Raw genomic sequence first — 26,227 nt, forward strand, 5'->3', positions numbered from 1 at the left:
TGTGCAGATGGATAACGACGATGCCTCTACGACGGATTTCCCCAGGACTGAAAACGCAGCTTGCCTTCGGCATGATCTTTTTGTTCGTTCAGCCCGACGCCAGCGCTGCTGCCGTACGTGCCCAGCAGATTGGCGGGGTGATTATTCCGCAGGCCTTCAGCCGGGCGCTGCAGGACGGTATGAGCGTCCCGCTCTATATTCATCTTGCCGGCAGCCAGGACACCCGTGACGATCAGCGGATCGGCAGCGCCTTTATCTGGCTGGACGACGGCCAGCTGCGTGTCCGGCAGATCCAACTGGAGGAGAGCGAGGGGAACGCCAGCGTCAGCCAACAGACCCGACAGCAGCTGATCGGCCTGGCCAACGCCCCGTTCAGCGAGGCACTCACCATTCCCCTGACCGACAGCGCGCAGCTGGATCTCAGCCTGCGCCAGCTGCTGCTGCAGCTGGTGGTCAAACGCAAGGCGCTGGGCACCGTGCTGCGCTCGCGCAGCGAAGATATCGGTCAGTCCAGCGTGAACACCCTCAGCAGCAACCTGAGCTATAACCTCGGCGTCTATAACAACCAGATGCGCAATGGCGGGAGCAACACCTCCAGCTACCTGTCGCTGAACAACGTCACCGCGCTGCGGGAGCATCACGTGGTGCTCGACGGCTCGCTGTACGGGATCGGCAGCGGTCAGCAGGACAGTGAATTATATAAGGCCATGTATGAGCGCGATTTCGCCGGCCACCGCTTTGCCGGCGGGATGCTCGACACCTGGAACCTGCAGTCCCTGGGACCGATGACCGCTATTTCGGCCGGCAAGATTTACGGCCTTTCCTGGGGGAATCAGGCCAGCTCCACCGTCTTCGACAACAGTCAGTCGGCCACGCCGGTGATTGCCTTTTTACCGGCGGCGGGCGAGGTGCATCTCACCCGTGACGGCCGGTTGCTGAGCGTCCAGAACTTCGCCATGGGCAACCATGAAGTGGATACCCGCGGCCTGCCGTACGGTATTTACGACGTGGAAGTGGAGGTGATCGTTAATGGTCGGGTGGTCAGCAAACGCACCCAGCGGGTCAATAAGCTGTTCAGCCGGGGACGCGGCATCGGCGCGCCGCTGGCGTGGCAGGTATGGGGCGGCAGTTTCCATATGGATCGCTGGTCGGAAAGCGGCAAAAAGACCCGGCCGGCAAAAGAGAGCTGGCTGGCAGGCCTCTCGACCTCCGGGTCGTTCAGCACCCTGAGCTGGGCGGCAACGGGCTATGGCTACGACAACCAGGCGGTGGGGGAAACCCGCCTGACGCTGCCGCTGGGCGAGTCGATCAACGTTAACCTGCAGAATATGCTGGCCAGCGACAGTTCCTGGAGCAGCGTCGGCAGCATCAGCGCCGCGTTGCCCGGGGGCTTCAGTTCAGTGTGGGTCAACCAGGAGAGAACCCGCATTGGCGATCAATTGCGGCGCAGCGATGCCGACAACCGGGCGATCGGCGGCACCCTCAACCTGAACGCGCTGTGGTCGAAGCTGGGGACGTTCAGCGTCAGCTACAACGATGACCGCCGCTACAACAGTCATTACTACACAGCGGATTACTATCAGACGGTCTACAGCGGCGCCTTTGGATCGCTCGGCCTGCGGGCGGGGATCCAGCGCTATAACAATGGCGACAGCAGCGCCAACACCGGGAAATATATCGCTCTCGATCTCTCGCTGCCGCTGGGCAACTGGTTCAGCGCCGGGATGACCCATCAGAACGGCTACACCATGGCTAACCTCTCAGCGCGCAAGCAGTTTGATGAAGGCACTATTCGCACCATCGGCGCCAATCTGTCGCGGGCCATCTCCGGCGATACCGGGGATGACAAAACCCTCAGCGGCGGAGCGTATGCCCAGTTCGACGCCCGCTACGCCAGCGGCACGCTGAACGTCAACAGTGCGGCGGACGGCTACGTCAACACTAACCTCACCGCCAGCGGCAGCGTCGGCTGGCAGGGCAAAAACATCGCCGCCAGCGGACGAACTGACGGTAACGCCGGAGTGATCTTCAACACCGGGCTGGAGGACGATGGTCAGATTAGCGCCAGGGTTAACGGGCGGATTTTCCCGCTCAGCGGCAAGCGTAACTACCTGCCGCTCTCTCCCTATGGCCGCTATGAGGTGGAGCTGCAGAACAGCAAAAACTCGCTCGATAGCTACGACATCGTCAGCGGGCGTAAGAGTCATCTGACCCTTTATCCGGGCAACGTCGCAGTGATTGAGCCAGAGGTGAAGCAGATGGTCACCGTCTCCGGTCGTATTCGTGCAGAAGACGGCACGCTGCTGGCGAATGCGCGGATTAACAACCATATCGGCCGTACCCGGACCGATGAAAACGGCGAGTTTGTCATGGACGTGGATAAGAAATACCCCACTATCGATTTCAGCTACGGCGGCAATAAAACCTGCGAAGTGGCGCTGGAGCTCAGCCAGGCACGCGGCGCCGTCTGGGTCGGGGATGTGGTCTGCAGCGGCCTCTCGTCGTGGGCGGCGGTGCAGCAGACAGGAGAAGAGAATGAAAGTTAATGCACTGATGGCGCTGGCGATCCTCGCGCTGCTTTGGCCGGCAGCCGCACTCAGGGCGGCGGTGACCAAGACCACCTGGTCGGATGCGCCGGCGCGCGAGTTTGTGTTTGTTGAAAACAACTCCGACGACAACTTTTTCGTCACCCCCGGCGGGGCGCTGGATCCGCGTATGACCGGCGCTAACCGCTGGACCGGCTTAAAATACACCGGCTCCGGCACCATTTATCAGCAGAGTCTCGGCTATATCGATAACGGCTACAACACCGGGCTCAATGCCAACTGGAAGTTTGATATGTGGCTGGAAAACTCGCCGGTTTCGCACCCCTTAACCGGCCTGCGCTGCATCAACTGGTACGCCGGGTGCGATATGGCCACCAGCCTGATCCTGCCGCAAACCACCGACGCCAGCGGGTTTTATGGCGCGACGGTGACCAGCGGCGGCGCGAAGTGGATGCACGGCATGATGTCGGACGCGTTTTATCAATATCTGCAGCAGATGCCGGTCGGCGGCAGCTTTACGATGACCATCAATGCCTGTCAGACCTCGGTGAACTACGATGCCAGCAGCGGTGCGCGCTGTAAGGATCAGGCCTCCGGTAACTGGTATGTGCGCAACGTCACCCACACCAAAGCCGCGAACCTGCGGTTGATTAATACCCACTCGCTGGCGGAGGTGTTTATCAACAGCGACGGCGTGCCGACCCTGGGAGAAGGGAACGCCGACTGCCAGACGCAGACCATCGGCAGCCGCGCAGGATTAAGCTGTAAGATGGTCAACTATACCTTGCAGACCAACGGCTTAAGCAACACCTCGATCCATATTTTCCCGGCGATCGCCAACTCGTCGCTGGCCTCGGCCGTCGGGGCGTACGATATGCAGTTCAGCCTCAACGGCAGCTCCTGGAAGCCGGTGAGCAATACCGCTTATTACTACACTTTCAACGAGATGAAGAGCTCAGACTCGATCTATGTTTTCTTCTCCAGCAACTTCTTTAAGCAGATGGTGAATCTCGGGATCAGCGATATCAACACCAAGGATCTGTTCAACTTTCGCTTTCAGAACACCACCTCGCCGGAGTCAGGCTGGTATGAGTTTTCCACCTCCAACACGCTGATTATCAAGCCCCGTGATTTCAGCATCAGCATTATCTCGGACGAATATACCTCGGCGCCGTCGCGCGAGGGATATGTCGGCAGCGGCGAACCGGCGCTCGATTTCGGCTACATCGTCACCACCAGCGGTAAAACGGCCGCCGATGAAGTGCTGATCAAGGTGACCGGACCGGCGCAGGTGATTGGCGGGCGTTCCTACTGTCTCTTCAGCTCTGATGACGGTACGGCGAAAGTACCGTTCCCGGCGACGCTCTCTTTTATCACCCGCAGCGGCACGACGCAGACCTACGATGCCGGGTGCGATGACAGCTGGCGGGATATGACCGATGCGCTGTGGCTGACCACGCCATGGACCGATATCTCCGGCGAAGTGGGGCAGATGGATAAGACCACGGTGAAATTTTCGATTCCGATGGATAACGCCATTTCGCTGCGGACGGTAGACGATAACGGCTGGTTTGGCGAAGTCAGCGCTTCAGGAGAGATTCATGTCCAGGCGACGTGGCGCAACATTAACTAAGGCCCTGCTGACGGTGGGCTGCCTGCTGGCAGCGCCGCTGGCGCAGGCGATCTCGGTCGGCAACCTGACCTTTTCCCTGCCGGCCGAAGCGGATTTCGCCAGTAAACGGGTGGTCAACAACAATAAAAGCGCGCGGCTGTACCGCATCGCCATCAGCGCCATCGATCGTCCGGGCGGCAGCGAAGTACGCTCCCGGCCGGTGGATGGCGAACTGCTGTTTGCCCCCCGCCAGCTGGTGCTGCAGGCAGGTGAGAGCGAGTATTTTAAATTTTACTATCATGGCCCGCGGGATAACCGCGAGCGCTACTATCGGGTCTCGTTTCGCGAAATCCCCACCCGCAACCTGACGAGGCGCAGCCCGACCGGCGGCGAGGTCAGCATGGAGCCGGTGGTGGTGATGGATACCATTCTGGTGGTGCGCCCACGCGAGGTGCAGTTTAAATGGTCTTTCGATAAGGTGGCCGGGACGGTGAGCAACACCGGCAATACCTGGTTCAAGCTGCTGATTAAACCCGGATGCGATTCGACCGAAGAGGAGGGGGACGCGTGGTATCTGCGTCCTGGCGACGTGGTTCGCCAGCCGGCATTGCGCCAGCCGGGGAACCACTATCTGGTTTATAACGACAAATTTATTAAGATCAGCGATACCTGCCCGGTGAAGCCCCGTCCCGCGGAGTGAGCCTTATCCGGCGGTCGCGCGGCGGGTAAAACGCCGGCTGGCCAGCAGGCTCAGACCGCAGCACAGCAGGTAGTACACCGCGCCGGTGAAGACGAAGATCGCCAGGGGATAGATTTGCACCCGGTTGTTGACCTGGCCGGCCACGGTGGTCAGCTCCGGGACGTTGACGATAAACGCCAGCGACGTGTCTTTCAGCAGGCCGATAAAGATCCCCACCAGCGAGGGCTGAACATTGCGCAGCGCCTGCGGGAGCAGCACCAGGCGCAGCGTTTGCCCGGGGGCGAACCCCTGGGTCAGCGCCGCCTCATACTGTCCTTTCGGCAGCGACTGCAGCCCGGCCAGCACCGAGTGCATCACCGAGGCGGCGGTAAACCACGCCAGCGCCAGGGTCACGGTTACCGCGCCGGGCAGATCGCCGCCGGTCAGCATCGGCAGCAGATACCACAGCCAGAAGATGACAAATATCAGCGGGATGCCGCGAATAATTTCCGCCCACAGAAACAGCAGACGCCGCACCAGCCCGCCGTAGCGCCAGGCCAGGCCCGCCAGCGCAATGCCTCCCGGCAGCGCCAGCAGGGTGGCGCCGATGGCCATCAGCAGGGTCAGCGCCACGCCGCCGGGCTGGCCCTCCGCCAGTCGGCCCCACAGCAGGTAATCGAGGTTATCGGCGATCACCGCCAGATTAGCGTTCATGTTGGGCGCTCCGTTGCAGTTTTCTTCCCGGGCCGAGACGCGTTAGCGCCACGCCCATCGCCACCCCCAGCGCCAGGTACAGCGCGGTACCGACGGCAAACGCCTCCAGGGCGTGCGCGTTATAGCTCTCAATCTGTCGTACCTGATAGGTCAGTTCCGCAAAGCCGATGCCGCTGGCCAGCGATGAGAGTTTCATCAGGTTAAGATACTGGCCGACAATCGGCTGCCAGGCGTTGGCCAGCCCCTGCGGCAGGAGGATAAAGCGCAGCTCCTGCCACGGCGTAAAGCCCTGCGACAGCGCGGCTTCCCGCTGCCCGTGGCTGACGGCGCGCAGTCCGGAGGCGATCTCTTCCACCAGAAAGGCGGAGGTAAAGACCCCCAGCCCCCACATCGAGCAGAGGAACTCCGGCGTCAGCCACCAGACGTTACCCGGCAAAATGGACCAGGCGTGTTCGTCGTTCACCACCTCCTTCACCGCCAGCGGCAGCAGGTTCCAGGCGGCAAAGTACCAGAACAGCAGCTGGACCAGCAGCGGGGTATTGCGAAACAACGAGACCCACGCGGCCACCAGTCCGCGCCCCGCGCGGCCGCCGCCGAGGCGCAGGGCCAGCAGCAGGACCGCCAGCAGGGTGGCGAGCAGGATCCCGGCGACGCTGACCCAGACGGTGGTGAGAAAACCAGAGATAATCCATTGCAACGGCTGCCCGCTCAGGACGCCGTGCCAGTCAAGCATCGGCGTCACTCGAGGCTCTCCTGGTGCAGCGGATCCAGCACCTTCTGCAGAAAACGCCGTGCACGGGCATGCTGCGGATGGGCGAAAAACTCAGCCGGCGGGGCGACCTCGAGAATGTCGCCGCCGTCGATAAACACCACCCGGTCGGCAATTTCGCGGGCAAACTGCATCTCATGGGTCACCACCAGCATGGTGATCCCGCTGTGGGCGAGGGTTTTCATCACCTGCAGCACTTCGCCGATCATCTCCGGGTCGAGCGCCGAGGTGGGCTCATCGAACAGGATAATCTGCGGCGAGGAGGCCAGGGCGCGGGCGATCGCCACTCGCTGCTGCTGGCCGCCGGAGAGCTGCGCCGGCATCTGCTGCGCTTTTTCTTCCAGTCCGACCTGGCGCAGCAGCGCCAGCGCCCGCTCCTGAGCCGCGCTTTTCCCCCAGCCGTGAACGCGCTCCAGCGCCAGCGTGATGTTCTCCTGCGCCGTCAGGTGGGCGTAAAGGTTGAACTGCTGGAAGACAAAGCCGACGCGGCTGCGCAGCTGGCGCAAGGCGCTGCCGCTCAGCCGGCTGGTCGGTTTATCGTCGATCAGGATCTCGCCGCCGCTTAAGGATTCGAGCTGGTTGATCAAGCGGATCAGCGTCGATTTTCCCGAACCGGAAGGGCCGAGGATCGCCACCACTTCGCCGGGCTCGACCTGCAGGTTGATGGCGTTTAGCACCTGATGATCGCCGTAGCGCTTGGCCACATCACGGAACGTAATGCTGGCGCGCTGCAGACGTGAAAAATCCGCGGCCGGGGCCGCGGAGTGGGAGAGTAAACCCGAGAACATATTATTTCGCTTCTATGGTAAAGGCGCGCGGCTGCGGCGTTTTAGTGGCAGGTCCAAACCAGACATCATAGATTTTCGCGGCTTCGCCGGTTTTCTCCAGCTTCACCAGCTCATCGTTAACGGCTTTCAACAGGGCCGGTTCGCCTTTCTTCACGCCCACGCCAATCTCTTCTTTGCTGAGCAGGTCGGGCAGAATTTTAAACTTGGCTTTATCCGGCGCTTCCGCCAGCAGACCGGCGAGGATGGTGCTGTCCTGGGTGATGGCCTGGACGTTGCCGTTGCGCAGGGCGGTCAGGGCCAGCGGAATATCGTCATAGGAGAGGACGCGAGCCTGCGGGAAACGCTGGTGCAGGGCCTGTTCGCCGGTGGTGCCTTTCACCGCGCCGATGCGCGCTTTGCTGTACTCATCAAGCTTATCCGGAGAGCCGGCAGGCACGAGGAACTGCTGGCCGGTGACGAAATACGGCGTTGAGAAATCAATAACCTGGGCCCGCTCCGGGGTGATGGTAATGTCGGCGACGATCAGGTCGGCTTTGCCGGACTGCAGCAGCGGAATACGGTTGGCCGGGTTGGTGGCCACCAGCTCGAGTTTGACGCCGAGCGCTTTTGCCAGCGCCTGGGCAAAGTCGACATCGTAGCCGACGATATGGTGGGTTTTGGCATCCACGGAGCCGAACGGCGGGTTGGCGTCGAAGGTGGCGACTTTCACGACGCCGGCGGCTTTGATGTCAGCCAGCTGGTCTGCCTGTGCCTGAGACGCGAGCAGCAGCATACCCAGCGCCAGTGCAATTTTTGTGGTTTTATTGCGCATGTTTTTTCCCCTGAATCCCTGTTTTGTTTTGTGGACATCACGCTCCCACAAATTCCCCGTCGGCGGCAAAGAAGAAAAAATTCTTATCTATAACGAAAAAGAACTTAACAAACCTGTGGGTATTCTTTATGCGCCGCTGGCGTTTTACCGGCGCGGCAACGATTGCCGGGCGGCCCTCTCTCCCTCCGGAGAGAGGGAGAGGGGATAGGGGTAATTTTCCATTCATCGTGCGCATGGGCGTTAGCCCCGCGGTGTATACCGGGGCTGTAACGATTGCCGGGCGGTTCCCTCTCCCTCAGGGAGAGGGTTAGGGTGAGGGGATAGGAGCGGGCGTAATATGCGCCAGCCAGGATTGCAAATTCGGAATTAATATTTCCCGCGCCCGGCCAACTGTGGTTGAAATAGACCCAGGCGATTCGCTTCCCGACAGAGGAGAAAATGAAAGTGGCATTGTGGCAACGATTAACGGGCTGGCTGGCTTTTTTGTCCAACGGTGAAGCCGGACAGCAGGATACCCAGCGCGTCATGGAGGCGATACTGCCGGTGGCCAGCCTCTACGGCGTGGACATTGGCAACGTGGAAACCCGGTGGTTCCGTCATGATAAGACATACTGAGCGACGCAGGACGCGAGAAGCCTACTGGAACGAGGTGTGCTTTGTGTAGCAAGAGACTGCCTGAGGTTGCGGCAACACAGGATGCGCCGCCGCAGCCCAGGCAGTTTTGACCACGCTTATCCCCCCAGATACATCCGCTTAATTTCCGGGTTAGTCAGCATCTCCCGCGCCGCGCCTGACAAGGTGATCCGGCCATTCTCCAGGACATACGCCCGATCGGCGATAGCCAGCGCGGCCGTCGCATTCTGCTCCACCAGCAGCACCGTCATATTATCTTCGCGCAGTTGCTTAATGATGCCGAACAGCTCGCCGACAATTTTCGGCGCCAGCCCGAGGCTCGGTTCATCCAGCATCAATAACACCGGCTCGCTCATCAGCGCCCGGGCGATGGCCAGCATCTGCTGCTCGCCGCCGCTCATGGTGCCCGCCATCTGATGGCGTCGTTCCTTGAGCCGTGGAAAGAGGGCGTACATGCGATCGCGCAGGCGGGTGTAGCCGGCGAGATTATTGTAAGCGCCCATGCGCAGGTTCTCTTCGATGGTCAGGTTGGTAAAGACCCGACGTCCCTCCGGCACCAGCGCCAGTCCGCGGCGCACAATCTGGTGGGTCTGGCTGCGTGAGATATCGTCGTTGAGGAAGCTGACGCGCCCGCTGGAGCGCACCAGGTTGACGATCCCGTTGAGGGTGGAGGTTTTACCGGCGCCATTGCTGCCGATCAGGGTGACGATCTCCCGGTCATAGACGTCGATATCAACGCCTTTCAGCCCCTGGATCACGCCGTAAAAGACCTTCAGTTCCCGGGCGTTAAGCATAATTGGCTTCTCCCAGATAAGCGGAAATGACGTCAGGATGCTGGATCGCCTCGGCCATCAGGCCGCTGAACAGCGGCTTACCATACTCCAGCACCATCACCCGCTCGCACAGGCGATTGACGAAGGGCATATCGTGCTCAATCAGCAGGACGCTGAGCTGATAGTCATGTCGCATGCGGAAGATAAGCTCCGCCAGGTCCTCGGTTTCCTTCGGGTTCATCCCGGCGGCCGGCTCATCGAGCAGCAGCAGCTTCGGCGCGGTGGCCAGCGCGCGGGCGATCTCCACTTTGCGCTGGTTGCCATAGCTTAGGTTTGTGGCTTGCATATGCGCGAAGTGGGCGATACCGATGTCCTCCAGGATGGCCATGGCTTTGGCCTTCGCCGCCCGCTCGGCCGGAAAGTAGCGGCCAATATGCAGAGCTGCCTCCAGCAGCGAGTAGCGGCTGGCGCGGTCGAGTCCGACCATCACGTTCTCCAGCACCGTCATGGAGTTAAACAGACGGATATTCTGGAAGGTACGGGCGATCCCGGCGTTCACCACCTGGTTGGGCTTCAGCCCCTTCAGCGACGTACCCGCCAGGGTGACGTTGCCGCTGGTGGGTTTATAGTTGGCGGTGATGACGTTAAACAAAGTGGTTTTGCCCGCGCCGTTAGGGCCGATAAGGCCAAAGATCTCCGCTTCATCAACATGGAAGCTGACGTTGTCGATGGCCCGCAGGCCGCCAAACTGCATGGTGACGTCCTGCACCTGCAGGATAACGTTATTTTCCGCCATAGCTGCTGTTCCTTCTTCCCATCTGCCAAATCTCTTTTTTCCCCAACAGCCCTTCGCGGGCGAAGAGCATGATGATCAGCAACAGCAGGGAGAAGACCACCATTCGCAGGCCCGGATAGGCGCCAAGATCGTGGCCGAAAAACTGCAGCGGCTGGTCGAGGAAGCGCAGCCATTCGCCGCTGCCGACCACCAGTACGGTGCCGAGCAGGGCGCCGGTGGTGCTGCCGAGTCCGCCGAGGACGATAATAATCAGCAGCTGGAAGGTGAGCATAAAGTCGAACAGCCCCGGGGAAATGGTGGTCAGCAGCGAAGCCAGCAGACCACCGCCGATCCCTTCGAAGAAGGCGCTGGTGGCGAAGGCGCAGGTTTTGATGCGGAAGGTGTTGACCCCCATGGCGATCGCCGCATCTTCATCGTCGCGAATGGCTTTCATCATCCGGCCATACTTCGACCACACCAGCTGAAGGATCATGCCGGTGGCCAGCAGGGCGAACAGCCCGCACCAGAACAGGAGATGCGGCTGCTGCGGAATATCGTTCAGCCCGATGGCGCCGTTGGTGATTTGCGGATTGTTAATAGCGAGGATCTTGATGATAAACCCAAAGCCGAGGGTGACAATGGCCAGGTAGTCGCCACGCACCCGGAAGACCGGCACGGCGAGGCACACCGCCAGCGCCGCCGCGCACAGGCCGCTTATCAGCAGGGCAGGGAGGAAGCCTGCGTGCAGGCTGAGGATCCACGGGCTGGGGGCGGCCATTTCAAACATGTCTACCTTGCTGTCGCTGGAGAGGATCAGCAGGGCGGTGACGTAGGCGCCCACCGCCACGAAGCCGTTCGGCTCCAGCGACAGCTGGCCGGTCACGCCGTTGATCAGGTTGTAGCTGACCGCAAGGATCATAAAGATAAAAATGGTGCTGATGACACGAACAATGTAGTCATTGAAAACCACGTTGATTCCGGCCAGCAGCGCGATACAGATGACAATAATGGCCAGGTTGCGCAGCTGCGCCCCGGCGGTCGTCGTCGCGTTGAGCATCAGAAACGGCTCCTTTCCAGACGTTCGTCGCCCATAATGCCGACCGGGCGGAACAAGAGGACCAGAATCAAGAACAGGAAGGCGAAAGCGTCTTTATAGCCGCCCAGTTCGGGGAAGATCGCCACGGCGACCACTTCGGTAAAACCGAGGATAAAGCCGCCCAGCACCGCGCCGGTGACGCTGCCGATCCCGCCCAGCACGGCGGCGGCGAAGGCCTTCAGGCCGATAAGCACGCCCATCAGGGGATCGATAGTGGGGTAGCTGATGGAGTAGAACACGCCGCCGAGCGCCGCGAGACTACTGCCGAGGGCGAAGACCAGGGAGATGATCCGGTTGGCGTCAATGCCCATCAGGCGCACGGTGTTGACGTCAAAGGCCACCGCGCGGATCGCCATCCCATAGCGGGTGCGGTACAGCAGCCAGAGGATCGCCAGCAGCAGCAGGACGGTGATCAGCGGCACAATCCACGCCACGTTGGTAATGATGACGCTGCCGAAGGCGCGGGTCTGGTTGAAAAAGTCAGGGGCGGAGAAGAAGCGTGAGCTGCCGCCGAACAGCACGTTAAACAGGTTTTCGAGGAAGAAGCTGACGCCGATGGCGGTGATCAGCATGGAGATTTTCGAGGCCTGACGCAGCGGACGATAGGCGACCCGGTCAATCAGCATACCAAACAGGCCGCACAGCCCGAGGGTCAGGAAAACGGCTACCCCGAAGGGTAGCCCAACTGAAGAAAATAAAAACAGCGTACTAAACGCGCCGACCATCATCACGTCCGCATGGGCGAAGTTGATCAGCCGTAGCACGCCATAAACCATCGTATAACCGATGGCAATCAGGGCGTACATGCCCCCAAGACTCATTCCATTGACCACTTGCTGGAGAAAAATGGCGCCGTCCATTTTGTAGCCTCGTCACAACTTAAGGGTTAACCACGGTACGAAACGCCAGCTTGCCATCTTTCACTTCGTTGATGACCGCGCTGCGAATGGCATCGCCGTTCTGTAACGTCAGCGTGCCGGTCACGCCCTGGAAATCTTTGGTGGCGCGGATTTTTTCATTCACGCAGACCCGATCGTGGGGATCGCTGCACTGGTTCATGGCGTTGACGATGACGTTATAGGCGTCCGCCGCCATTGCGCCCCAGGTATGGGTCGGCTGCTGGTATTTGGCTTCCCAGGCTTTGATGAAGGTTTCCCCGGCCGGGGTCTGCTCTTTGGCGTTCGGCGAGTAATAATCGGTGGTCATATAGCCGTTGACCGCGTCTTTACCGACATCGAAGAAGACCTGATCCGCGGCCAGACCGTCGCCGCCCACCACCGGTTTGTTGAGCCCCAGTTGTTTAGACTGCACGGCAATCAGCGCCCCTTCGGTGTAGTAGATCGGCATGTAAATCATGTCGACATTCTTCGCCTTGACGCTCGCCAGCTGGGCTTTAAAGTCCTTGCTGCCGCCCGGGGCCTGTACCTCGATGGGAATGGTGCCGCCGTTTTTCAGGAACTGGGTGCGGAACGCTTTCGCCAGGCCGACGGAGTAGTCGTTGCTGCTGTCAAACACGATGGCGGCGGTTTTGGCTTTCAGATCGCGGGAGGCCAGATTTGCCCCGACCACCCCCTGGAAGCTGTCCGAGAAACAGACCCGGCTGACGTACGGATGGTTACGGGTGACGCGGTCGTTGGTGGCGGTGGAGGAGACCAGCGGCGTTTTGCTGTCGTCGGCGATCTTGGTCATCGCCAGGGTGTTGGAGGAGGTGACTTCCCCGATCACGGCATCCACTTTATCGCTGGAGACCAGGCGCTGCATGGCGTTGGCCGCTTCGACTTTGTCGCTTTTATCATCGATAACGATAAGCTTGATGGTATCGCCATTTTTTAACGTCGGGGTGATGGCCTGAATAATGTCCAGCCCTTTCTGCGACGGCTGGCCGTAGCCGCTGAGGGCGCCGCTCAGGGGTAATACCACCCCGATTTTAATTTCCGCTGCCTGCGCGCTGCTGGCGCCGACCAGCGCGGCAACCAGCGTGGCCATTAAAGACGCTTTCCCGGAAAACGATTTCATTGGTATTTCTCCGTCGGTCGATTATTTATCTTTAACCATCAATGACTGCATAACATTGAGGAATAATTCGCCAGCGTGTCCGACGAATTATTGGCTGTTATGTTGAATAGATAACGAGATATATACCCTAAATAATTCGAGTCGCATGAAGGCGGCAAGTGAGCGAGTCCCCAGGCGCTTACAGAAGTCAGTGACTGGGGGGAGAGAACGCAGCCAACGCACATGCAACTTGAAGTATGACGGGTATTTTTAATGCGCTGATTTACCTTACAACGTCCGTTTCGTTTTTACTCATGCAATATTCTTATTACCTGCTGGGAGGGGCATAAGGCTGATGACAACACGGTTTTTGGTACGGTGAACGCATTTTGCCGGGGGGCGACTGGCGCCTTACCCGGCCTGAAAAATCCACCATATAAACCGGTTGAACGGTTTGCGCAGGCCCGCGCAAGCGAAGCGCCGTCGGGCAATTTCAGCGCGCACCCGAATATAATATTCAGGTGCGCCCGGTAGTATTAAAATTTATTCTGCTGCTGGTGTGACTTATTCTTTTAAAGGGGGCAATGGTTTTATTTTTCCATGCAGCGCCGGATTATCACTTTCATCTTTTAACTGCACGCCGGTGACGCGGCGTAAAAAAGCCTGCTCCAGCAGCCAGGCCAGTTTAAAGGCGGCGGCGTCATGGCCTAATCCCTCCGGACGAATATTGGAGATACAGTTGCGCTCAGATTCCAGACGCTGACGATGGGGCTGCCAGGTGAGGTAGACGCCGAGGCTGTCCGGCGAGGAGAGACCCGGTCGTTCGCCAATCAGGATCGCCACCGCGCGGGCTTTCAGGGTTTCGCCAATATCATCCCCCAGCGCCACCCGCGACTGATGCGCCAGCACTACCGGCGCCAGGCCGATACCCAGCGTTTGCAGATAGGGCAGCAGGGCGCGGATCAATGGCACCGCCTGGCGCTCTACCGCCCAGGAAGAGAGGCCATCGCCGATCACCAGCAGCAGATCGGCGGGGCGGACGCCGCTGGCGGCGAGGTCGGTGCGGCTTTCGTCGGCGAGCTGCCGCCCGAGATCCGGACGCCGAAGATAGGTGTGACGGTCCGGCGCGGCGCTGTGCACCGTCAGGGCGTCGAGGCCGAGCGCCGCCAGCGGCGCCACCAGCTGCTGGCTGGCGAACGGCTGATGAATAGCATCCCGCGCTCTGGCATGGGCCAGACCAAAGTTAAGGACTTCGCGGGTCGGCAGGCTGGCGCCGCTGCGGCCCAGGGCGATCCGCGCATCGGTAAATTCACGCAGCGGGTTCCAGGCATCGGGACGGTTCATACGGAGGCTCCTTGCGGCAGGACGGACAGCAGCGGATGGCGGGCGTCGGTGAGCCGCAGCGTGCCGTGCGGATCGATAATCTGCATCTTCGCCAGCCAGTCGGCGAACTCCGGGGCATGCTTTAAGCCCAGCAGGCGACGGGCGTACAGCGCGTCATGGAACGAGGTGCTCTGGTAATTGAGCATGATATCGTCCGCTCCGGGCACGCCGATCAGGAAGGTGAGCCCGGCGGCGCACAGCAAGGTCAGCAGGGTGTCCATATCATCCTGATCCGCTTCCGCGTGGTTGGTATAGCAGACGTCGCAGCCGATCGGCAGGCCCATCAGCTTGCCGCAGAAATGATCCTCCAGCCCGGCGCGAATAATCTGCTTGCCGTCGTAGAGATACTCCGGACCGATAAAGCCGACCACGGTATTGACCAGTAGCGGTTCAAAGTGACGGGCGACGGCGTAGGCCCGCGCCTCACAGGTTTGCTGATCGACGCCGTGGTGGGCGTTGGCCGACAGGCAGCTTCCCTGGCCGGTCTCAAAATACATCACATTGTTGCCGAGGGTACCGCGCCTGAGGCTGAGGGCCGCCTCACGGGCCTCCTGCAGCATGGCAAGATTGATGCCGAAGCCGCTGTTGGCCGCTTCGGTTCCCGCCACCGACTGAAACACCAGATCCACCGGCGCGCCGCGCTCAATCAGCTGCAGCGTATTGGTGACATGGGTCAGAATGCAGGACTGGGTGGGAATGGCGAAGCGCTGAATAATATCGTCCAGCATGACGTTCAGCTGCGCCAGCACCGGTAAGCTGTCGCTGGCCGGGTTGATGCCGATCACCGCGTCCCCGGCGCCGTACAGCAGCCCGTCGAGCATACTGGCGGCGATGCCTTTCAGGTCGTCGGTAGGATGGTTGGGCTGCAGGCGTACGCTGAGGTGGCCGGGCAGGCCGATGGTGTTGCGAAAGCGCGTCACCACCTGGCATTTGCTGGCGGCAAGGATCAGATCCTGATTGCGCATCAGCTTACTGACCGCCGCCGCCATCTCCGGGGTGATGGCGCGGGCGACCCGCTGCAGCGTGGCGGTATCGGTGGCATCATCCAGCAGCCAGTCGCGAAAATCGCCGACCGTCAGATGGCGCAGGGCGGCAAAGCCCTGCGCATCATGGGTGTCGAGGATCAGGCGAGTCACTTCATCCTGCTCGTAAGGGATAAGCGGGTTGTCGAGAATGTCGGTCAGCGGCACCTCGGCGAGGGCCATTTTCGCCGCCATCCGCTCTTCGGCTGAGGTGGCGATAACCCCTGCGAGGGCGTCGCCGGAGCGGGCTGGCGACGCTTTCGCCATCAACGTTTTCAGACTATCAAAGCGCCATACCTGGCCCGATAGCGTGGTTTTATACATGCCGCCTCCTCAGGAGACCGTGCGCAGTTGAGGATCCACTGGCGCCCGTTCACGGGCCGCTGCGGTTTTGCGGAACCACAGGTAGCCGCCGAGCATCATCGCCGCGAAAATCAGCGCCAGCAGCAGGTTATACCAGACCATCGCCACCAGGCAGAGCACCGCCATGCCGAGGGCAAAGGCCGGCGCCAGCGGGTAGAGCGGGGCGCGGAATGGGCGGATCAGCTTCGGCTCGCTACGGCGCAGTTTGAACAGCGCCGCCATGGAAGTGATATACATAACAATAGCCCCAAATACCGACATAGTGACGATACAGGCGGTCAGCGGCATGCCGCTGATGGTGATCAGCGAGTCGGAGAAGATCGCGGCGATACCGACCACGCCGCCGGCGAGGATCGCCAGATGCGGGGTGCGGGTGCGGCGGTTGAGGGTCGCCAGCCCGGCGGGCAGATAGCCGGCGCGGGCGAGGGAGTAGATCTGCCGCGAATAGCCCATAATGATGCCGTGGAAGGAGGCGACGAGGCCAAACAGCCCCAGCCACACCAGCATATGCAGCCAGCCGCTGCCATTGCCCACCACCGTCTTCATCGCCTGGGGCAGCGGATCGTTAATATTGGACAGCGCGCGCCAGTCGCCGACGCCGCCGGCGAAGACCATCACGCCGATCGCCAGCACCGTCAGCGTCAGAATGCCGCCGCCCAGGGCGCGCGGAATGGTGCGCTGCGGATCTTTGGCCTCTTCGGCCGCCATGGAGGCCCCCTCAATGGCGAGGAAGAACCAGATGGCGAACGGAATGGCGGCGAACATCCCCGGCAGCGCCAGGCCGCTGAAGCTTTCCGCGCCCGCCCAGCCGTTAGTGGTGAAGTGGCTCCAGGAGAAGCCGGGCGCGACCACGCCCATGAACACCAGCAGCTCGAAGATGGCCAGCAGGGTGACGATCAGCTCGAAGGTGGCGGCAATGCCGACGCCGAGAATATTGAGCGTCATAAAGATCACGTAAGCGCCGCAGGCGACCCATTTCGGATCCAGCGCCGGAAACTGCACGTTGAGGTAGGCGCCGATGGCCATGGCGATGGCCGGCGGGGCGAAGACGAATTCAATCAGGGTGGCAAAACCGGCGATAAAACCGCCGGTGGGCCCGAAGGCGCGGTAGGCATAGGCGAAAGGGCCGCCAGCGTGCGGGATGGCGGTGGTCAGCTCGGTAAAGCTGAAAATAAAGGCGCAGTACATCGCGGCGACCGCCAGGGCGACGACCATAAACCCCATCGTGCCCGCCTGCGACCAGCCGTAGCTCCAGCCGAAGTACTCCCCGGATATCACCAGTCCGACGGCGATCCCCCATAAACGAAAACTGCCGAGCGTTCTTTTTAAGGTGGTGGTTTGCTCTGTCATACGTGTTGCCTCGCCAGATAGAAAGGTTCTGAACGACAGGCTGCAAAGAGAGTGCCAGAACGTGGTCCGTCGCGATGAGGCGTCAGCGCGTGGCGCGCCCGCTGGCGCTGCGCAAAAATGGGGCAGGCTGCACGCTGTCGGCGCGTGCCCTGGTGCAGCGGCTTTGCTTTTTCCGCGGCGGCACGGTATAACACTTCTTCTTTTGGATGTTTAGATGTCTATACGTTTATACGCATCATGACCCGGGCAAGCGGGCTGGCGTGAGAAAATAAAATGCAAAGCACAACACAACAACAAGGTGGGCAACTGAAGCGCACCATGAAAACGCGCCATCTGATCATGCTGTCGCTCGGCGGCGTGATTGGCACCGGCTTATTTTTTAATACCGGCTATATCATCTCCACCACCGGCGCGGCCGGGACGCTGCTGGCGTATCTGATTGGCGCCCTGGTGGTCTGGCTGGTGATGCAGTGCCTCGGTGAATTGTCGGTGGCGATGCCGGAGACCGGCGCCTTCCACGTTTACGCGGCGCGCTATCTTGGCCCGGCGACGGGCTATACCGTGGCGTGGCTCTACTGGCTAACGTGGACGGTGGCGCTGGGTTCGAGCTTCACCGCGGCGGGTTTCTGCATGCAGTACTGGTTCCCGCAGGTGCCGGTCTGGATCTGGTGCGTGGTGTTCTGCGCGGTGATCTTCGGCCTTAATATCATTTCGACGCGCTTCTTCGCGGAAGGCGAGTTCTGGTTCTCGCTGGTGAAAGTGATCACCATCATCGCGTTTATTATTCTCGGCGGCGCGGCCATTTTCGGCATCATTCCGATGCAGGATGGCTCGCCGGCGCCGGGCCTGCACAATATCACCGCCGAAGGCTGGTTCCCGCACGGCGGCCTGCCGATCCTGATGACCATGGTGGCGGTGAACTTCGCCTTCTCCGGGACGGAGCTTATCGGCATTGCCGCCGGAGAGACGGAAAACCCGCATAAGGTTATTCCGGTCGCCATCCGCACCACCATTGCCCGGCTGATTATTTTCTTTATCGGCACCGTGTTCGTGCTGGCGGCGCTGATCCCAATGCAGCAGGCGGGGGTGGAGAAAAGCCCCTTCGTGCTGGTGTTTGAAAAGGTGGGCATCCCTTACGCGGCGGATATTTTCAACTTTGTGATCCTGACGGCGATCCTCTCGGCGGCTAACTCCGGCCTGTACGCTTCCGGGCGGATGCTGTGGTCGCTGTCGAACGAGAAGACGCTGCCGGCCTGCTTTGCCAAAGTCAATAAACGGGGCGTGCCGGTGACCGCGCTGTCGGTGAGTATGCTGGGCGGCGTGCTGGCGCTGTTCTCCAGCGTGGTGGCGCCCGATACGGTGTTTGTGGCGCTGTCGGCGATCTCCGGTTTTGCGGTAGTGGCGGTGTGGTTGAGCATCTGCGCCTCGCACTTTATGTTCCGCCGCCGCCATCTGCAGCAGGGTAAGGCGCTGAGCGATCTGCAGTATCGCGCTCCCTGGTATCCGGTGGTGCCCGTTCTGGGGTTTGTGCTGTGCCTGGTGGCCTGCGTGGGCCTCGCCTTTGACCCGAGCCAGAGAATTGCGCTGTGGTGCGGGATCCCCTTTGTGGCCCTGTGCTATGGTGCCTGGTATCTCACTCGTTCACGGAATATGACTCAGGAGTCCCAACATGTCGCAGACTAACCCGTTCACTGCTCTGCTTGCCGCCCAGCCTTATGTCCTGCTGGACGGCGCCATGGCCACCGAGCTGGAGGCCCGCGGCTGCAATCTGGCCGACAGCCTGTGGTCGGCGAAAGTGCTGCTGGAGAACCCGCAGCTGATCCGCGATGTGCATCTCGACTACTTTCGCGCCGGGGCGCAGGTGGCGATCACCGCCAGCTATCAGGCCACCCCGGCGGGCTTTGCCGCGCGCGGGCTGGATGATGCGCAGTCCCGGGCGCTGATCGGCAAAAGCGTCGAACTGGCGCGCAAAGCGCGCGAGGCGTACCTCGCCGAGAACCCGCAGGCCGGCACGCTGCTGGTGGCCGGTTCGGTAGGGCCGTATGGCGCGTTTCTCGCCGACGGCTCGGAGTATCGCGGCGATTATCAGCGCAGCGCGGCAGAGTTCCAGGATTTCCACCGCCCGCGCGTCGAAGCCCTTCTGGATGCGGGCGCCGACCTGCTGGCCTGTGAAACCCTGCCGTCATTTGCTGAGATCCAGGCGCTGACGGCCCTGCTGCAGGACTATCCCCGCGCCCGCGCCTGGTACTCTTTCACGCTGCGCGACGCCGAACATCTCAGCGATGGGACGCCGCTACGCGAGGTGATGGCTGCCCTGGCGGATAACCCGCAGGTGGTGGCGGTGGGCATCAACTGTATCGCCCTGGAAAATACGCCCGCGGCGCTGGAGCATCTGCACAGCCTGACGGCCCTGCCGCTGGTGGTCTATCCTAACTCCGGCGAACATTATGATGCGGTGAGCAAGACCTGGCACCATCATGGCGAAGCCTGCGCCACCCTGGCGGATTATCTGCCGCAGTGGCTGGCGGCCGGGGCGAAGCTGATTGGCGGCTGCTGCCGCACCACGCCGAAGGACATCGCCGCGCTTAACGCGAAGCGCTGAGTTTTTTGCCGGGTGGCGCTGCGCTTACCCGGCCTACATATTGCGCGATCCGTCGCCGCCACCCGGCGCCAACCATCTGCCACTCACCAACCGCTCAAAACCAACTATCCTTTCCCGCTTTTGTTCTAAAAACGATTCGCTATTAGCCAGAATTTTTAATTACTTCATCTCCCTCCTGATGCCGGAAATACTGCACCTATAACAACTCAGGGGAAGCAGACATTATGGCATTCACATCGCGAATTACTCTTCTGGCGGCGCTGGCTGTCGCCGCCTTCCAGGCGCAGGCGGTCAACGTGACCGTGGCGTATCAAACCTCCGCTGAGCCGGCGAAAGTCGCCCAGGCGGACAATACCTTCGCCAAAACCAGCGGCGCGACCGTCGACTGGCGGAAATTCGACAGCGGCGCCAGCGTGGTGCGTGCCCTGGCCTCCGGCGATGTGCAGATCGGCAATATCGGCTCCAGCCCGCTGGCGGTGGCCGCCAGTCAGCAGGTGCCGATTGAAGTGTTCCTGCTCGCTTCAAAGCTCGGCAACTCCGAAGCGCTGGTGGTGAAAAAAAGCATTACCAAACCGGAAGATCTGATCGGCAAGCGCATCGCCGTGCCGTTTATCTCCACCACCCACTACAGCCTGTTGTCGGCGCTCAAACACTGGGGCATCAAGCCGGGCCAGGTGCAGATTATTAACCTGCAGCCGCCGGCGATTATCGCCGCCTGGCAGCGCGGGGATATCGATGGCGCTTACGTCTGGGCGCCAGCGGTTAACGAACTGGAAAAAGAGGGCAAGGTGCTGACCGATTCGGCGCAGGTTGGGGAGTGGGGCGCGCCGACCCTCGATGTTTGGGTGGTCCGTAAGGACTTCGCCGAGCAGCATCCGGAGATCGTCAAAGCCTTTGCTAAAAGCGCCATCGACGCCCAGCAGCCCTACATCGCCAACCCGGAAACATGGCTGAAACAGCCGGACAACATCAGCAAGCTGGCGCGCCTGAGCGGCGTGCCGGAAGCTGATGTCCCCGGGCTGGTGAAGGGGAACACCTACCTGACCGCCGCTGAGCAGGCGCAGGCGCTGAATGGTCCGGTCAATCAGGCCATCGTCGATACCGCGCGCTTCCTGAAAGAGCAGGGCAAAGTGCCCGCGGCGGGAACCGATTATCGTCAGTACGTCACTGACCGTTTCGTGAAGTAAAGGAGGCGGCGATGCTGCAAATCTCGCATCTTTCCGCCGACTACGGCGGTAAACCGGCGCTGGCGGATATCAACCTGACGCTGGAGAGTGGGGAGCTGTTGGTGGTGCTGGGGCCTTCGGGCTGCGGTAAAACTACCCTGCTGAACCTGATTGCCGGATTCGTGCCCTATCAGCACGGCAGCATCACCCTCGAAGGTCAGCGGGTGACCGGGCCGGGCGCAGAGCGCGGCGTGGTCTTCCAGAACGAAGGCCTGCTGCCGTGGCGCAATGTGCAGGATAACGTGGCGCTGGGCCTCCAACTGGCGGGCGTGGATAAAGCGCAGCGCCGGCAAGCGGCGGCGCAGATGCTGAAGAAGGTGGGTCTCGAAGGGGCGGAAAAACGCTTTATCTGGCAGCTGTCCGGCGGTCAACGCCAGCGGGTGGGCATCGCCCGGGCGCTGGCGGCGAATCCGCAGCTGTTGCTGCTGGATGAGCCCTTCGGCGCGCTTGACGCCTTTACCCGCGAGCAGATGCAGACATTGCTGCTGAAACTGTGGCATGAGACCGGCAAACAGGTGCTGCTGATCACTCATGACATTGAAGAGGCCATCTTTATGGCCACCGAGCTGGTGCTGCTGTCGCCGGGGCCGGGACGGGTGGTGGAGCGGCTGCGGCTTGATTTTAGCCGTCGCTTTGTCGCGGGCGAATCCTGCCGCAGCATCAAATCCGACCCGCGGTTTATTGAACAGCGGGAATACATTCTGAGCCGGGTGTTTGACCAACGGGAGGCTTTCTCATGAGCGTGGTACTGAACGACAAACCGCGTCAGACGACGCTGAAGTGGCGCTGGCCGCTCTCCCGTCAGCTCACCCTCAGCGTGGCGACTCTGGCGGTATTGCTGGCCGTCTGGTGGGCGGTCGCGGCGCTGCAGCTGATTAGCCCGCTGTTTCTGCCGCCGCCGGGTCAGGTACTGCAAAAGCTTATCACCATCGCCGGGCCGCAGGGTTTTATGGATGCGACGCTCTGGCAGCATCTGGCGGCGAGCCTGACGCGGATCGTCATCGCCTTGCTGGCGGCAGTGCTTATTGGCGTACCGGTGGGGATCGCCATGGGGCTCAACTCGACGGTGCGTGGGATCCTCGATCCGCTGATCGAACTCTATCGTCCGGTGCCGCCGCTGGCCTACCTACCGCTGATGGTGATCTGGTTTGGCATCGGTGAAACCTCGAAGATCCTGCTGATCTACCTGGCGATTTTCGCGCCGGTAGCCATGTCGGCGCTGGCAGGGGTAAAAAGCGCGCAGCAGGTGCGCATTCGCGCCGCCCGTTCGCTGGGCGCCAGCCGGGCGCAGGTGCTGTGGCTGGTGATCCTGCCCGGCGCGCTGCCGGAGATCCTCACCGGGCTGCGCATTGGTCTCGGGGTGGGCTGGTCAACGCTGGTGGCCGCTGAGCTGATCGCTGCCACCCGCGGATTAGGATTTATGGTGCAGTCTGCCGGCGAGTTTCTCGCCACCGATGTGGTGCTGGCGGGGATCGCGGTGATTGCCATTATCGCCTTTTTACTGGAACTGGGTCTGCGCGCGCTGCAGCGTCGCCTGACGCCCTGGCATGGAGAAGTACAATGAGTGAACGTCTGAGCATTACCCCGCTGGGGCCCTATATTGGCGCGCAGGTGACCGGGGCAGATTTAACCCGTCCGCTGAGCGACAACCAGTTTGAACAGCTGTATCACGCGGTGCTGCGTCATCAGGTAGTATTCCTGCGCGAGCAAAATATCACCCCGGCGCAACAGCGCGACCTGGCGCTGCGGTTTGGCGACCTGCATATCCATCCGGTCTACCCTCACGCCCCTGGCGTGGAAGAGATTATCGTCCTCGATACCCACAACGATAATCCGCCGGATAATGACAACTGGCATACCGATGTCACCTTTATCGACACGCCGCCCGCCGGCGCCATTCTGGCGGCGAAAGAGCTGCCGACGACCGGCGGGGACACCCTGTGGACCAGCGGCATTGCCGCCTGGGAAGCGCTGTCAGAACCTTTCCGGCAGCTGCTGAGCGGCCTGCATGCCGAACACGATTTCCGCAAATCGTTCCAGGAGTATAAGTACAACAAGACCGAAGCCGAGCATCGGCGCTGGCAGGAAGCGGTGGCGAAGCATCCGCCGCTGCTGCACCCGGTAGTGCGTACCCACCCGGTGACCGGCAAGCAGGCGCTGTTCGTTAATGAAGGGTTTACCACGCGAATTGTCGAGGTGAGTGAGAAAGAGAGCGCAGCGCTGCTGAACTTCCTGTTTGCTCATGTCACTAAACCGGAGTTTCAGGTGCGCTGGCGCTGGCAGCCGAACGATGTCGCTATCTGGGATAACCGGGTGACCCAGCATTACGCCAACGCCGACTATCTGCCGCAGCGGCGGATCATGCACCGGGCGACGATCCTCGGCGATAAGCCGTATTACCGGGCGGGGTAATGCTTGTAGCCGGTTAAGGCATCAGCCGCGAGCCGCGGAGAAAAGCGGATGCTGCATTGCCCGCTGCTTCCCGGAGGCGGCGCCTGACGCGCCTTTTCCGGGCGACCGATCCGTCGGAAATGGTGTACCGTAGCCCGGCTAAGGCGCAACGCGCCGCAAGCCGGGAAAAAGCGTTTATGCCGATTTTTGCGCACCCAGATGCGCGCCAATATAGCGCTGATAGCGATTGGCCTTCAGGTAGGTGAGATCCACCAGCACCAGACCATCCACGCAGTTATTGAAATCCGGATCGCTGCCGAAATCGATAAACTGCACGCCGCCCGGCTCGCACACTTCCGAGTACTGCTTATACAGCGGCGGGATCGCGCAGCCGAGATTGCCGAGCAGGGACTTCAGCCGGGCCAGGTCGTCGTTGTAATCCTCCCCGCCAAACTGCGCCAGCACGTCGGGCAGCGACGCCGGATAAGGTCGACGCGACTCCGCCAGCGGATGCGTCGCCGGGAACCACAGCCGGTAGAACGCCACCAGCAGATCGCGGGCGGCGGGCGGCAACCCGCCAGAAATCGACACCGGACCAAACAGATAGCGATAGTGCGGATAGCGCGCCAGATAAGCGCCGATGCCTGACCACAGGTAGTCCAGCCCGCGACGCCCCCAGTAGCGCGGCTGGATAAAGCTGCGCCCCAGCTCAATGCCGTGCTGCAGGACATCGTCCATCCGCCCGTCGTAATGGAACAGGCTGTAACTGTAGATCCCTTCCAGGCCGCGCTTTGCCAGCTGGATGGCCGTCGGCATAAAGCGGTAAGCGCCGACGATTTCCAGATCGTCTTCATCCCACAGGATCAGATGCAGATAGTCGTCGTCATACCCGTCGATATCCCGCCGTTTGCCGCTGCCTTCCCCGACCGCGCGGAAGGCGATTTCCCGCAGACGTCCCAGCTCGCGCAGCAGCGGCGCGTCCTCCTGGCCGTTGCGCTGCCAGAGGTAAATCACTTTGCCGTCGGTGGTGCGGCCCAGACACTCGGCCTTATGCAGTTCGCGTTTGAGCAATGCCCGGTCTTCCGGACGGGCGATGGCGCTTTCGGTTTTGAACTGCCCCGGCAGCCCTTTGCGCAGTTGTTCCAGGTGCTGATAGCAGCGGCCGGTAAGCTCGCGAGCGCTGGACTTGGCATCGAACCAGCTCGACCAGGGGATCTGCTGGCCGATGCGCACCGGCAGGCTGCTGTTGCGCCGGCGAAACATCTGCTGCATCAGCAGGAGCAGCGGCAGGTTGTCGGAGACCAGCGTGCTGGCGTAAAACAGGGCGCTGTTGTGGGCGTTAATCCACGCCGGCAGCAGCGGGGCGCGATATTTTGCCGCCAGCTTAATAAAGCCGGAGTGCCATTTTTTATCGCGGATACCGCGACGGGTGAGGCGGGAGACTTCCCCCGCCGGGAAGAAGATCAGCACCCCGCCGGCCTGCAGCTGGTGATCCATCTGCTGCAGCGCCGCTTTAGCGGTGCGGCCATGAATATTATCTACCGGGATAAACAGCGAGCTCAGGGGCTCAAGGTGGGTGAGCATGCGGTTGGTGACCACTTTGACATCGCGGCGCACGCGGGATACCGCATACAGGAGCGCCAGGCCGTCGAGGGTGCCGGTGGGGTGGTTGGCGATAATGACCAGCGGGCCATATTCGGGGATTTGTTCGAGATCGTGCGCCGGGATGGCGCAGCGGATATTGAGGTATTCCAGTACCTGTTCGACCGTATCAAGCCCCTTCAGGTGGCGATGACGATCGGCAAATTGTTGAAACTCTTCCTCATAAAACAGCTTTTTTAACAGTTTCTTTTGCCAGGGGGCGGGCCTCGCCTGAGGCCACAGGTCATCGAGTACGTTGTCGAGACTAAACATAGTGGCTCCTCCTCCGTCCTGCCCAGACAGTAGAAGGTGGAGATGTCGTTCAGATTACAGTTGGGTGAAGTTTCGGTCGCAGCGGGGGAGGTTTCCCGGATAGCGGCTAACGCCTCATCCGGGCTACGGTTGGCGCCGATTTGTAGCCCCGGTAAGCGTCAGCGCCACCGGGGAGAGGCTATCGGCGTTCACCGCAGCTAAGATCAAAGCTATCGCCAGCCCAATTTGGGGGATATAGCCCGCGCTGGAAATCGCGATGAAAGGTTGAAAATGGCCAATCGATCACCCGGGTGACCCAGCCATGCTTAAGTGGATTGATATGGATGTAATCAACGTGTCGGCGGTAATCATCTTCATCGCGTATGGCATGCTCCCAGAAGCGCGGTTGCCAGAGGGGTTGTCGTTTTAACGTTCTGCTAAAACAGCCTTTGATATCTCTCCAGCGTGAAGAAAAATCGTCATCATTATGAGGTAGTGTCCAGATGCAATGCAGATGTTCAGGCAACACCACCCAGGCATCAATAATAAAGGGGCGATGTTGTTTAACAACGGCGACAGAGTAGCGCAATAATTCTATGTTTTCAGTTAGGTGCATGCTTCTACGGTCTTTAAGGTTAACAGTGAAGAACCAGGTTCCCCCCTTAATGTAATAACGTCGATAAGCCACCACAGGATCTCCTGGAATTCGGTATTTATGATGTGGTTTAACACGTTAGAAGGCGAAATCCGGTACGCCAAGGAGAAGGCGCAGAAGGTGGAAAGCGGCGCGCAAAGTTTTAGCTACA

Annotated in this window: 26 protein-coding genes; 12 read left to right on the forward strand and 14 right to left on the reverse strand. The window is 60.8% G+C overall.

Going from position 1 to position 26,227, the window contains the following annotated elements; genetic code table 11:
- Nucleotides 1-20 precede the first annotated feature (20 nt).
- The 3 genes from A1WC_RS20570 to A1WC_RS20560 are packed head-to-tail and all read left to right on the forward strand — an operon-like array spanning nucleotide 21 to nucleotide 4,858.
- Nucleotides 21-2,546, forward strand: a complete 2,526-nt coding sequence (locus tag A1WC_RS20570; RefSeq protein WP_016160358.1) for a fimbrial biogenesis outer membrane usher protein — start codon at nucleotides 21-23, stop codon at nucleotides 2,544-2,546.
- Entirely contained in the window at nucleotides 2,536-4,179 is a 1,644-nt protein-coding gene (gene ecpD / locus A1WC_RS20565) for a fimbrial adhesin EcpD (protein ID WP_012968862.1), read from the forward strand. Before A1WC_RS20570 ends, ecpD begins: the two co-directional genes overlap by 11 nt.
- Nucleotides 4,148-4,858 carry a fimbria/pilus periplasmic chaperone gene (locus A1WC_RS20560; protein WP_012542735.1) on the forward strand — a complete coding sequence of 237 codons (711 nt, stop codon included), beginning with the start codon at nucleotides 4,148-4,150 and terminating at the stop codon, nucleotides 4,856-4,858. Before ecpD ends, A1WC_RS20560 begins: the two co-directional genes overlap by 32 nt.
- Nucleotides 4,859-4,861: 3 nt before the next feature.
- Here A1WC_RS20560 and A1WC_RS20555 read toward each other — a convergent pair whose 3' ends face one another.
- The 4 genes from A1WC_RS20555 to A1WC_RS20540 are packed head-to-tail and all read right to left on the reverse strand — an operon-like array spanning nucleotide 4,862 to nucleotide 7,919.
- The gene (locus tag A1WC_RS20555; RefSeq protein WP_008805320.1) at nucleotides 4,862-5,551 is read right to left on the reverse strand and encodes an amino acid ABC transporter permease; all 690 of its coding nucleotides are present in this window, start codon (nucleotides 5,549-5,551) and stop codon (nucleotides 4,862-4,864) included.
- Complete coding sequence (locus A1WC_RS20550) at nucleotides 5,541-6,293, reverse strand: amino acid ABC transporter permease (RefSeq protein WP_012968860.1); 753 nt, start codon at nucleotides 6,291-6,293, stop codon at nucleotides 5,541-5,543. Before A1WC_RS20550 ends, A1WC_RS20555 begins: the two co-directional genes overlap by 11 nt.
- A complete protein-coding gene (locus A1WC_RS20545) occupies nucleotides 6,290-7,108 on the reverse strand; it encodes an amino acid ABC transporter ATP-binding protein (protein ID WP_008805322.1) in 819 nt (272 codons plus the stop codon). Before A1WC_RS20545 ends, A1WC_RS20550 begins: the two co-directional genes overlap by 4 nt.
- 1 nt (nucleotide 7,109) lies before the next feature.
- A complete protein-coding gene (locus A1WC_RS20540) occupies nucleotides 7,110-7,919 on the reverse strand; it encodes an ABC transporter substrate-binding protein (RefSeq protein WP_002890106.1) in 810 nt (269 codons plus the stop codon).
- Nucleotides 7,920-8,357: 438 nt separating this feature from the next.
- Between A1WC_RS20540 and A1WC_RS27075 the strand changes: the two genes are divergently transcribed.
- Nucleotides 8,358-8,534, forward strand: a complete 177-nt coding sequence (locus A1WC_RS27075; protein ID WP_012542732.1) for a hypothetical protein — start codon at nucleotides 8,358-8,360, stop codon at nucleotides 8,532-8,534.
- Between the two features lie 116 nt (nucleotides 8,535-8,650).
- Here A1WC_RS27075 and A1WC_RS20530 read toward each other — a convergent pair whose 3' ends face one another.
- From A1WC_RS20530 to A1WC_RS20510, 5 genes are read right to left on the reverse strand one after another with little or no spacing between them, the layout of a single operon-like run.
- A complete protein-coding gene (locus A1WC_RS20530) occupies nucleotides 8,651-9,346 on the reverse strand; it encodes an ABC transporter ATP-binding protein (RefSeq protein ID WP_016160359.1) in 696 nt (231 codons plus the stop codon).
- Nucleotides 9,339-10,121 (reverse strand): ABC transporter ATP-binding protein, encoded by a 783-nt coding sequence (locus tag A1WC_RS20525; protein ID WP_008805323.1) that lies wholly within the window; start codon nucleotides 10,119-10,121, stop codon nucleotides 9,339-9,341. Before A1WC_RS20525 ends, A1WC_RS20530 begins: the two co-directional genes overlap by 8 nt.
- Nucleotides 10,108-11,157 carry a branched-chain amino acid ABC transporter permease gene (locus A1WC_RS20520; protein WP_008805324.1) on the reverse strand — a complete coding sequence of 350 codons (1,050 nt, stop codon included), beginning with the start codon at nucleotides 11,155-11,157 and terminating at the stop codon, nucleotides 10,108-10,110. Before A1WC_RS20520 ends, A1WC_RS20525 begins: the two co-directional genes overlap by 14 nt.
- Nucleotides 11,157-12,056, reverse strand: a complete 900-nt coding sequence (locus tag A1WC_RS20515; RefSeq protein ID WP_002890128.1) for a branched-chain amino acid ABC transporter permease — start codon at nucleotides 12,054-12,056, stop codon at nucleotides 11,157-11,159. The genes A1WC_RS20520 and A1WC_RS20515 overlap by 1 nt, the downstream gene beginning before the upstream one ends.
- Nucleotides 12,057-12,075: 19 nt before the next feature.
- Nucleotides 12,076-13,182 carry an ABC transporter substrate-binding protein gene (locus A1WC_RS20510; protein WP_004147267.1) on the reverse strand — a complete coding sequence of 369 codons (1,107 nt, stop codon included), beginning with the start codon at nucleotides 13,180-13,182 and terminating at the stop codon, nucleotides 12,076-12,078.
- Here A1WC_RS20510 and A1WC_RS27795 point away from each other — a divergent pair.
- The gene (locus A1WC_RS27795; RefSeq protein WP_046881799.1) at nucleotides 13,175-13,318 is read left to right on the forward strand and encodes a hypothetical protein; all 144 of its coding nucleotides are present in this window, start codon (nucleotides 13,175-13,177) and stop codon (nucleotides 13,316-13,318) included. The two genes, A1WC_RS20510 and A1WC_RS27795, sit on opposite strands and share 8 nt — an antisense overlap.
- Nucleotides 13,319-13,755: 437 nt before the next feature.
- On the opposite strand, the gene eutC is transcribed toward A1WC_RS27795, so the two are convergent.
- From eutC to eat, 3 genes are read right to left on the reverse strand one after another with little or no spacing between them, the layout of a single operon-like run.
- Entirely contained in the window at nucleotides 13,756-14,535 is a 780-nt protein-coding gene (gene eutC, locus A1WC_RS20505; protein WP_016160360.1) for an ethanolamine ammonia-lyase subunit EutC, read from the reverse strand.
- The gene (locus A1WC_RS20500) at nucleotides 14,532-15,920 is read right to left on the reverse strand and encodes an ethanolamine ammonia-lyase subunit EutB (protein WP_016160361.1); all 1,389 of its coding nucleotides are present in this window, start codon (nucleotides 15,918-15,920) and stop codon (nucleotides 14,532-14,534) included. Before A1WC_RS20500 ends, eutC begins: the two co-directional genes overlap by 4 nt.
- A 9-nt stretch (nucleotides 15,921-15,929) precedes the next feature.
- A complete protein-coding gene (gene eat / locus A1WC_RS20495; protein ID WP_008805328.1) occupies nucleotides 15,930-17,309 on the reverse strand; it encodes an ethanolamine permease in 1,380 nt (459 codons plus the stop codon).
- Between the two features lie 74 nt (nucleotides 17,310-17,383).
- On the opposite strand from eat, the gene A1WC_RS27800 reads away from it, so the two are divergent.
- From A1WC_RS27800 to tauD, 7 genes are all read left to right on the forward strand, one after another.
- On the forward strand, nucleotides 17,384-17,500 hold the full coding sequence (locus A1WC_RS27800; RefSeq protein ID WP_012542728.1) for a hypothetical protein: 117 nt from the start codon (nucleotides 17,384-17,386) through the stop codon (nucleotides 17,498-17,500).
- Between the two features lie 82 nt (nucleotides 17,501-17,582).
- Nucleotides 17,583-18,992, forward strand: a complete 1,410-nt coding sequence (gene mmuP, locus A1WC_RS20490; RefSeq protein ID WP_008805329.1) for an S-methylmethionine permease — start codon at nucleotides 17,583-17,585, stop codon at nucleotides 18,990-18,992.
- Nucleotides 18,979-19,911: a homocysteine S-methyltransferase gene (mmuM, locus tag A1WC_RS20485; RefSeq protein ID WP_016160362.1), complete on the forward strand. Its 933-nt coding sequence runs from the start codon at nucleotides 18,979-18,981 to the stop codon at nucleotides 19,909-19,911. The genes mmuP and mmuM overlap by 14 nt, the downstream gene beginning before the upstream one ends.
- 224 nt (nucleotides 19,912-20,135) lie before the next feature.
- The gene (tauA, locus tag A1WC_RS20480) at nucleotides 20,136-21,098 is read left to right on the forward strand and encodes a taurine ABC transporter substrate-binding protein (RefSeq protein ID WP_008805331.1); all 963 of its coding nucleotides are present in this window, start codon (nucleotides 20,136-20,138) and stop codon (nucleotides 21,096-21,098) included.
- Between the two features lie 11 nt (nucleotides 21,099-21,109).
- Complete coding sequence (gene tauB, locus A1WC_RS20475; protein WP_004893960.1) at nucleotides 21,110-21,877, forward strand: taurine ABC transporter ATP-binding subunit; 768 nt, start codon at nucleotides 21,110-21,112, stop codon at nucleotides 21,875-21,877.
- Entirely contained in the window at nucleotides 21,874-22,701 is an 828-nt protein-coding gene (tauC, locus tag A1WC_RS20470; protein ID WP_008805332.1) for a taurine ABC transporter permease TauC, read from the forward strand. The genes tauB and tauC overlap by 4 nt, the downstream gene beginning before the upstream one ends.
- Nucleotides 22,698-23,549, forward strand: a complete 852-nt coding sequence (tauD, locus tag A1WC_RS20465; RefSeq protein WP_004144604.1) for a taurine dioxygenase — start codon at nucleotides 22,698-22,700, stop codon at nucleotides 23,547-23,549. Before tauC ends, tauD begins: the two co-directional genes overlap by 4 nt.
- A 174-nt stretch (nucleotides 23,550-23,723) precedes the next feature.
- On the opposite strand, the gene A1WC_RS20460 is transcribed toward tauD, so the two are convergent.
- A complete protein-coding gene (locus tag A1WC_RS20460; RefSeq protein WP_012542727.1) occupies nucleotides 23,724-25,442 on the reverse strand; it encodes a lysophospholipid acyltransferase family protein in 1,719 nt (572 codons plus the stop codon).
- Nucleotides 25,443-25,620: 178 nt separating this feature from the next.
- Entirely contained in the window at nucleotides 25,621-26,112 is a 492-nt protein-coding gene (locus A1WC_RS25765) for an REP-associated tyrosine transposase (protein ID WP_016160363.1), read from the reverse strand.
- Nucleotides 26,113-26,227 lie beyond the last annotated feature (115 nt).

Origin of the sequence: Klebsiella sp. KTE92, from assembly GCF_000398905.1 — a bacterium.
Taxonomy (GTDB): domain Bacteria; phylum Pseudomonadota; class Gammaproteobacteria; order Enterobacterales; family Enterobacteriaceae; genus Klebsiella; species Klebsiella variicola.

Excerpts from the sequence above, each read along its gene's own strand:
- A1WC_RS20570 (WP_016160358.1), top strand. The coding sequence starts at position 21 with ATGCCTCTACGACGGATTTCCCCAGGACTGAAAACGCAGCTTGCCTTC.
- ecpD (WP_012968862.1), top strand. The coding sequence starts at position 2,536 with ATGAAAGTTAATGCACTGATGGCGCTGGCGATCCTCGCGCTGCTTTGG.
- A1WC_RS20560 (WP_012542735.1), top strand. The coding sequence starts at position 4,148 with ATGTCCAGGCGACGTGGCGCAACATTAACTAAGGCCCTGCTGACGGTG.
- A1WC_RS20555 (WP_008805320.1), bottom strand. The coding sequence starts at position 5,551 with ATGAACGCTAATCTGGCGGTGATCGCCGATAACCTCGATTACCTGCTG.
- A1WC_RS20545 (WP_008805322.1), bottom strand. The coding sequence starts at position 7,108 with ATGTTCTCGGGTTTACTCTCCCACTCCGCGGCCCCGGCCGCGGATTTT.
- A1WC_RS20540 (WP_002890106.1), bottom strand. The coding sequence starts at position 7,919 with ATGCGCAATAAAACCACAAAAATTGCACTGGCGCTGGGTATGCTGCTG.
- A1WC_RS27075 (WP_012542732.1), top strand. The coding sequence starts at position 8,358 with ATGAAAGTGGCATTGTGGCAACGATTAACGGGCTGGCTGGCTTTTTTG.
- A1WC_RS20530 (WP_016160359.1), bottom strand. The coding sequence starts at position 9,346 with ATGCTTAACGCCCGGGAACTGAAGGTCTTTTACGGCGTGATCCAGGGG.
- A1WC_RS20525 (WP_008805323.1), bottom strand. The coding sequence starts at position 10,121 with ATGGCGGAAAATAACGTTATCCTGCAGGTGCAGGACGTCACCATGCAG.
- A1WC_RS20520 (WP_008805324.1), bottom strand. The coding sequence starts at position 11,157 with ATGCTCAACGCGACGACGACCGCCGGGGCGCAGCTGCGCAACCTGGCC.
- A1WC_RS20515 (WP_002890128.1), bottom strand. The coding sequence starts at position 12,056 with ATGGACGGCGCCATTTTTCTCCAGCAAGTGGTCAATGGAATGAGTCTT.
- A1WC_RS20510 (WP_004147267.1), bottom strand. The coding sequence starts at position 13,182 with ATGGCCACGCTGGTTGCCGCGCTGGTCGGCGCCAGCAGCGCGCAGGCA.
- eutC (WP_016160360.1), bottom strand. The coding sequence starts at position 14,535 with ATGAACCGTCCCGATGCCTGGAACCCGCTGCGTGAATTTACCGATGCG.
- A1WC_RS20500 (WP_016160361.1), bottom strand. The coding sequence starts at position 15,920 with ATGTATAAAACCACGCTATCGGGCCAGGTATGGCGCTTTGATAGTCTG.
- eat (WP_008805328.1), bottom strand. The coding sequence starts at position 17,309 with ATGACAGAGCAAACCACCACCTTAAAAAGAACGCTCGGCAGTTTTCGT.
- A1WC_RS27800 (WP_012542728.1), top strand. The coding sequence starts at position 17,384 with ATGAGGCGTCAGCGCGTGGCGCGCCCGCTGGCGCTGCGCAAAAATGGG.
- mmuP (WP_008805329.1), top strand. The coding sequence starts at position 17,583 with ATGCAAAGCACAACACAACAACAAGGTGGGCAACTGAAGCGCACCATG.
- mmuM (WP_016160362.1), top strand. The coding sequence starts at position 18,979 with ATGTCGCAGACTAACCCGTTCACTGCTCTGCTTGCCGCCCAGCCTTAT.
- tauA (WP_008805331.1), top strand. The coding sequence starts at position 20,136 with ATGGCATTCACATCGCGAATTACTCTTCTGGCGGCGCTGGCTGTCGCC.
- tauB (WP_004893960.1), top strand. The coding sequence starts at position 21,110 with ATGCTGCAAATCTCGCATCTTTCCGCCGACTACGGCGGTAAACCGGCG.
- tauC (WP_008805332.1), top strand. The coding sequence starts at position 21,874 with ATGAGCGTGGTACTGAACGACAAACCGCGTCAGACGACGCTGAAGTGG.
- tauD (WP_004144604.1), top strand. The coding sequence starts at position 22,698 with ATGAGTGAACGTCTGAGCATTACCCCGCTGGGGCCCTATATTGGCGCG.
- A1WC_RS20460 (WP_012542727.1), bottom strand. The coding sequence starts at position 25,442 with ATGTTTAGTCTCGACAACGTACTCGATGACCTGTGGCCTCAGGCGAGG.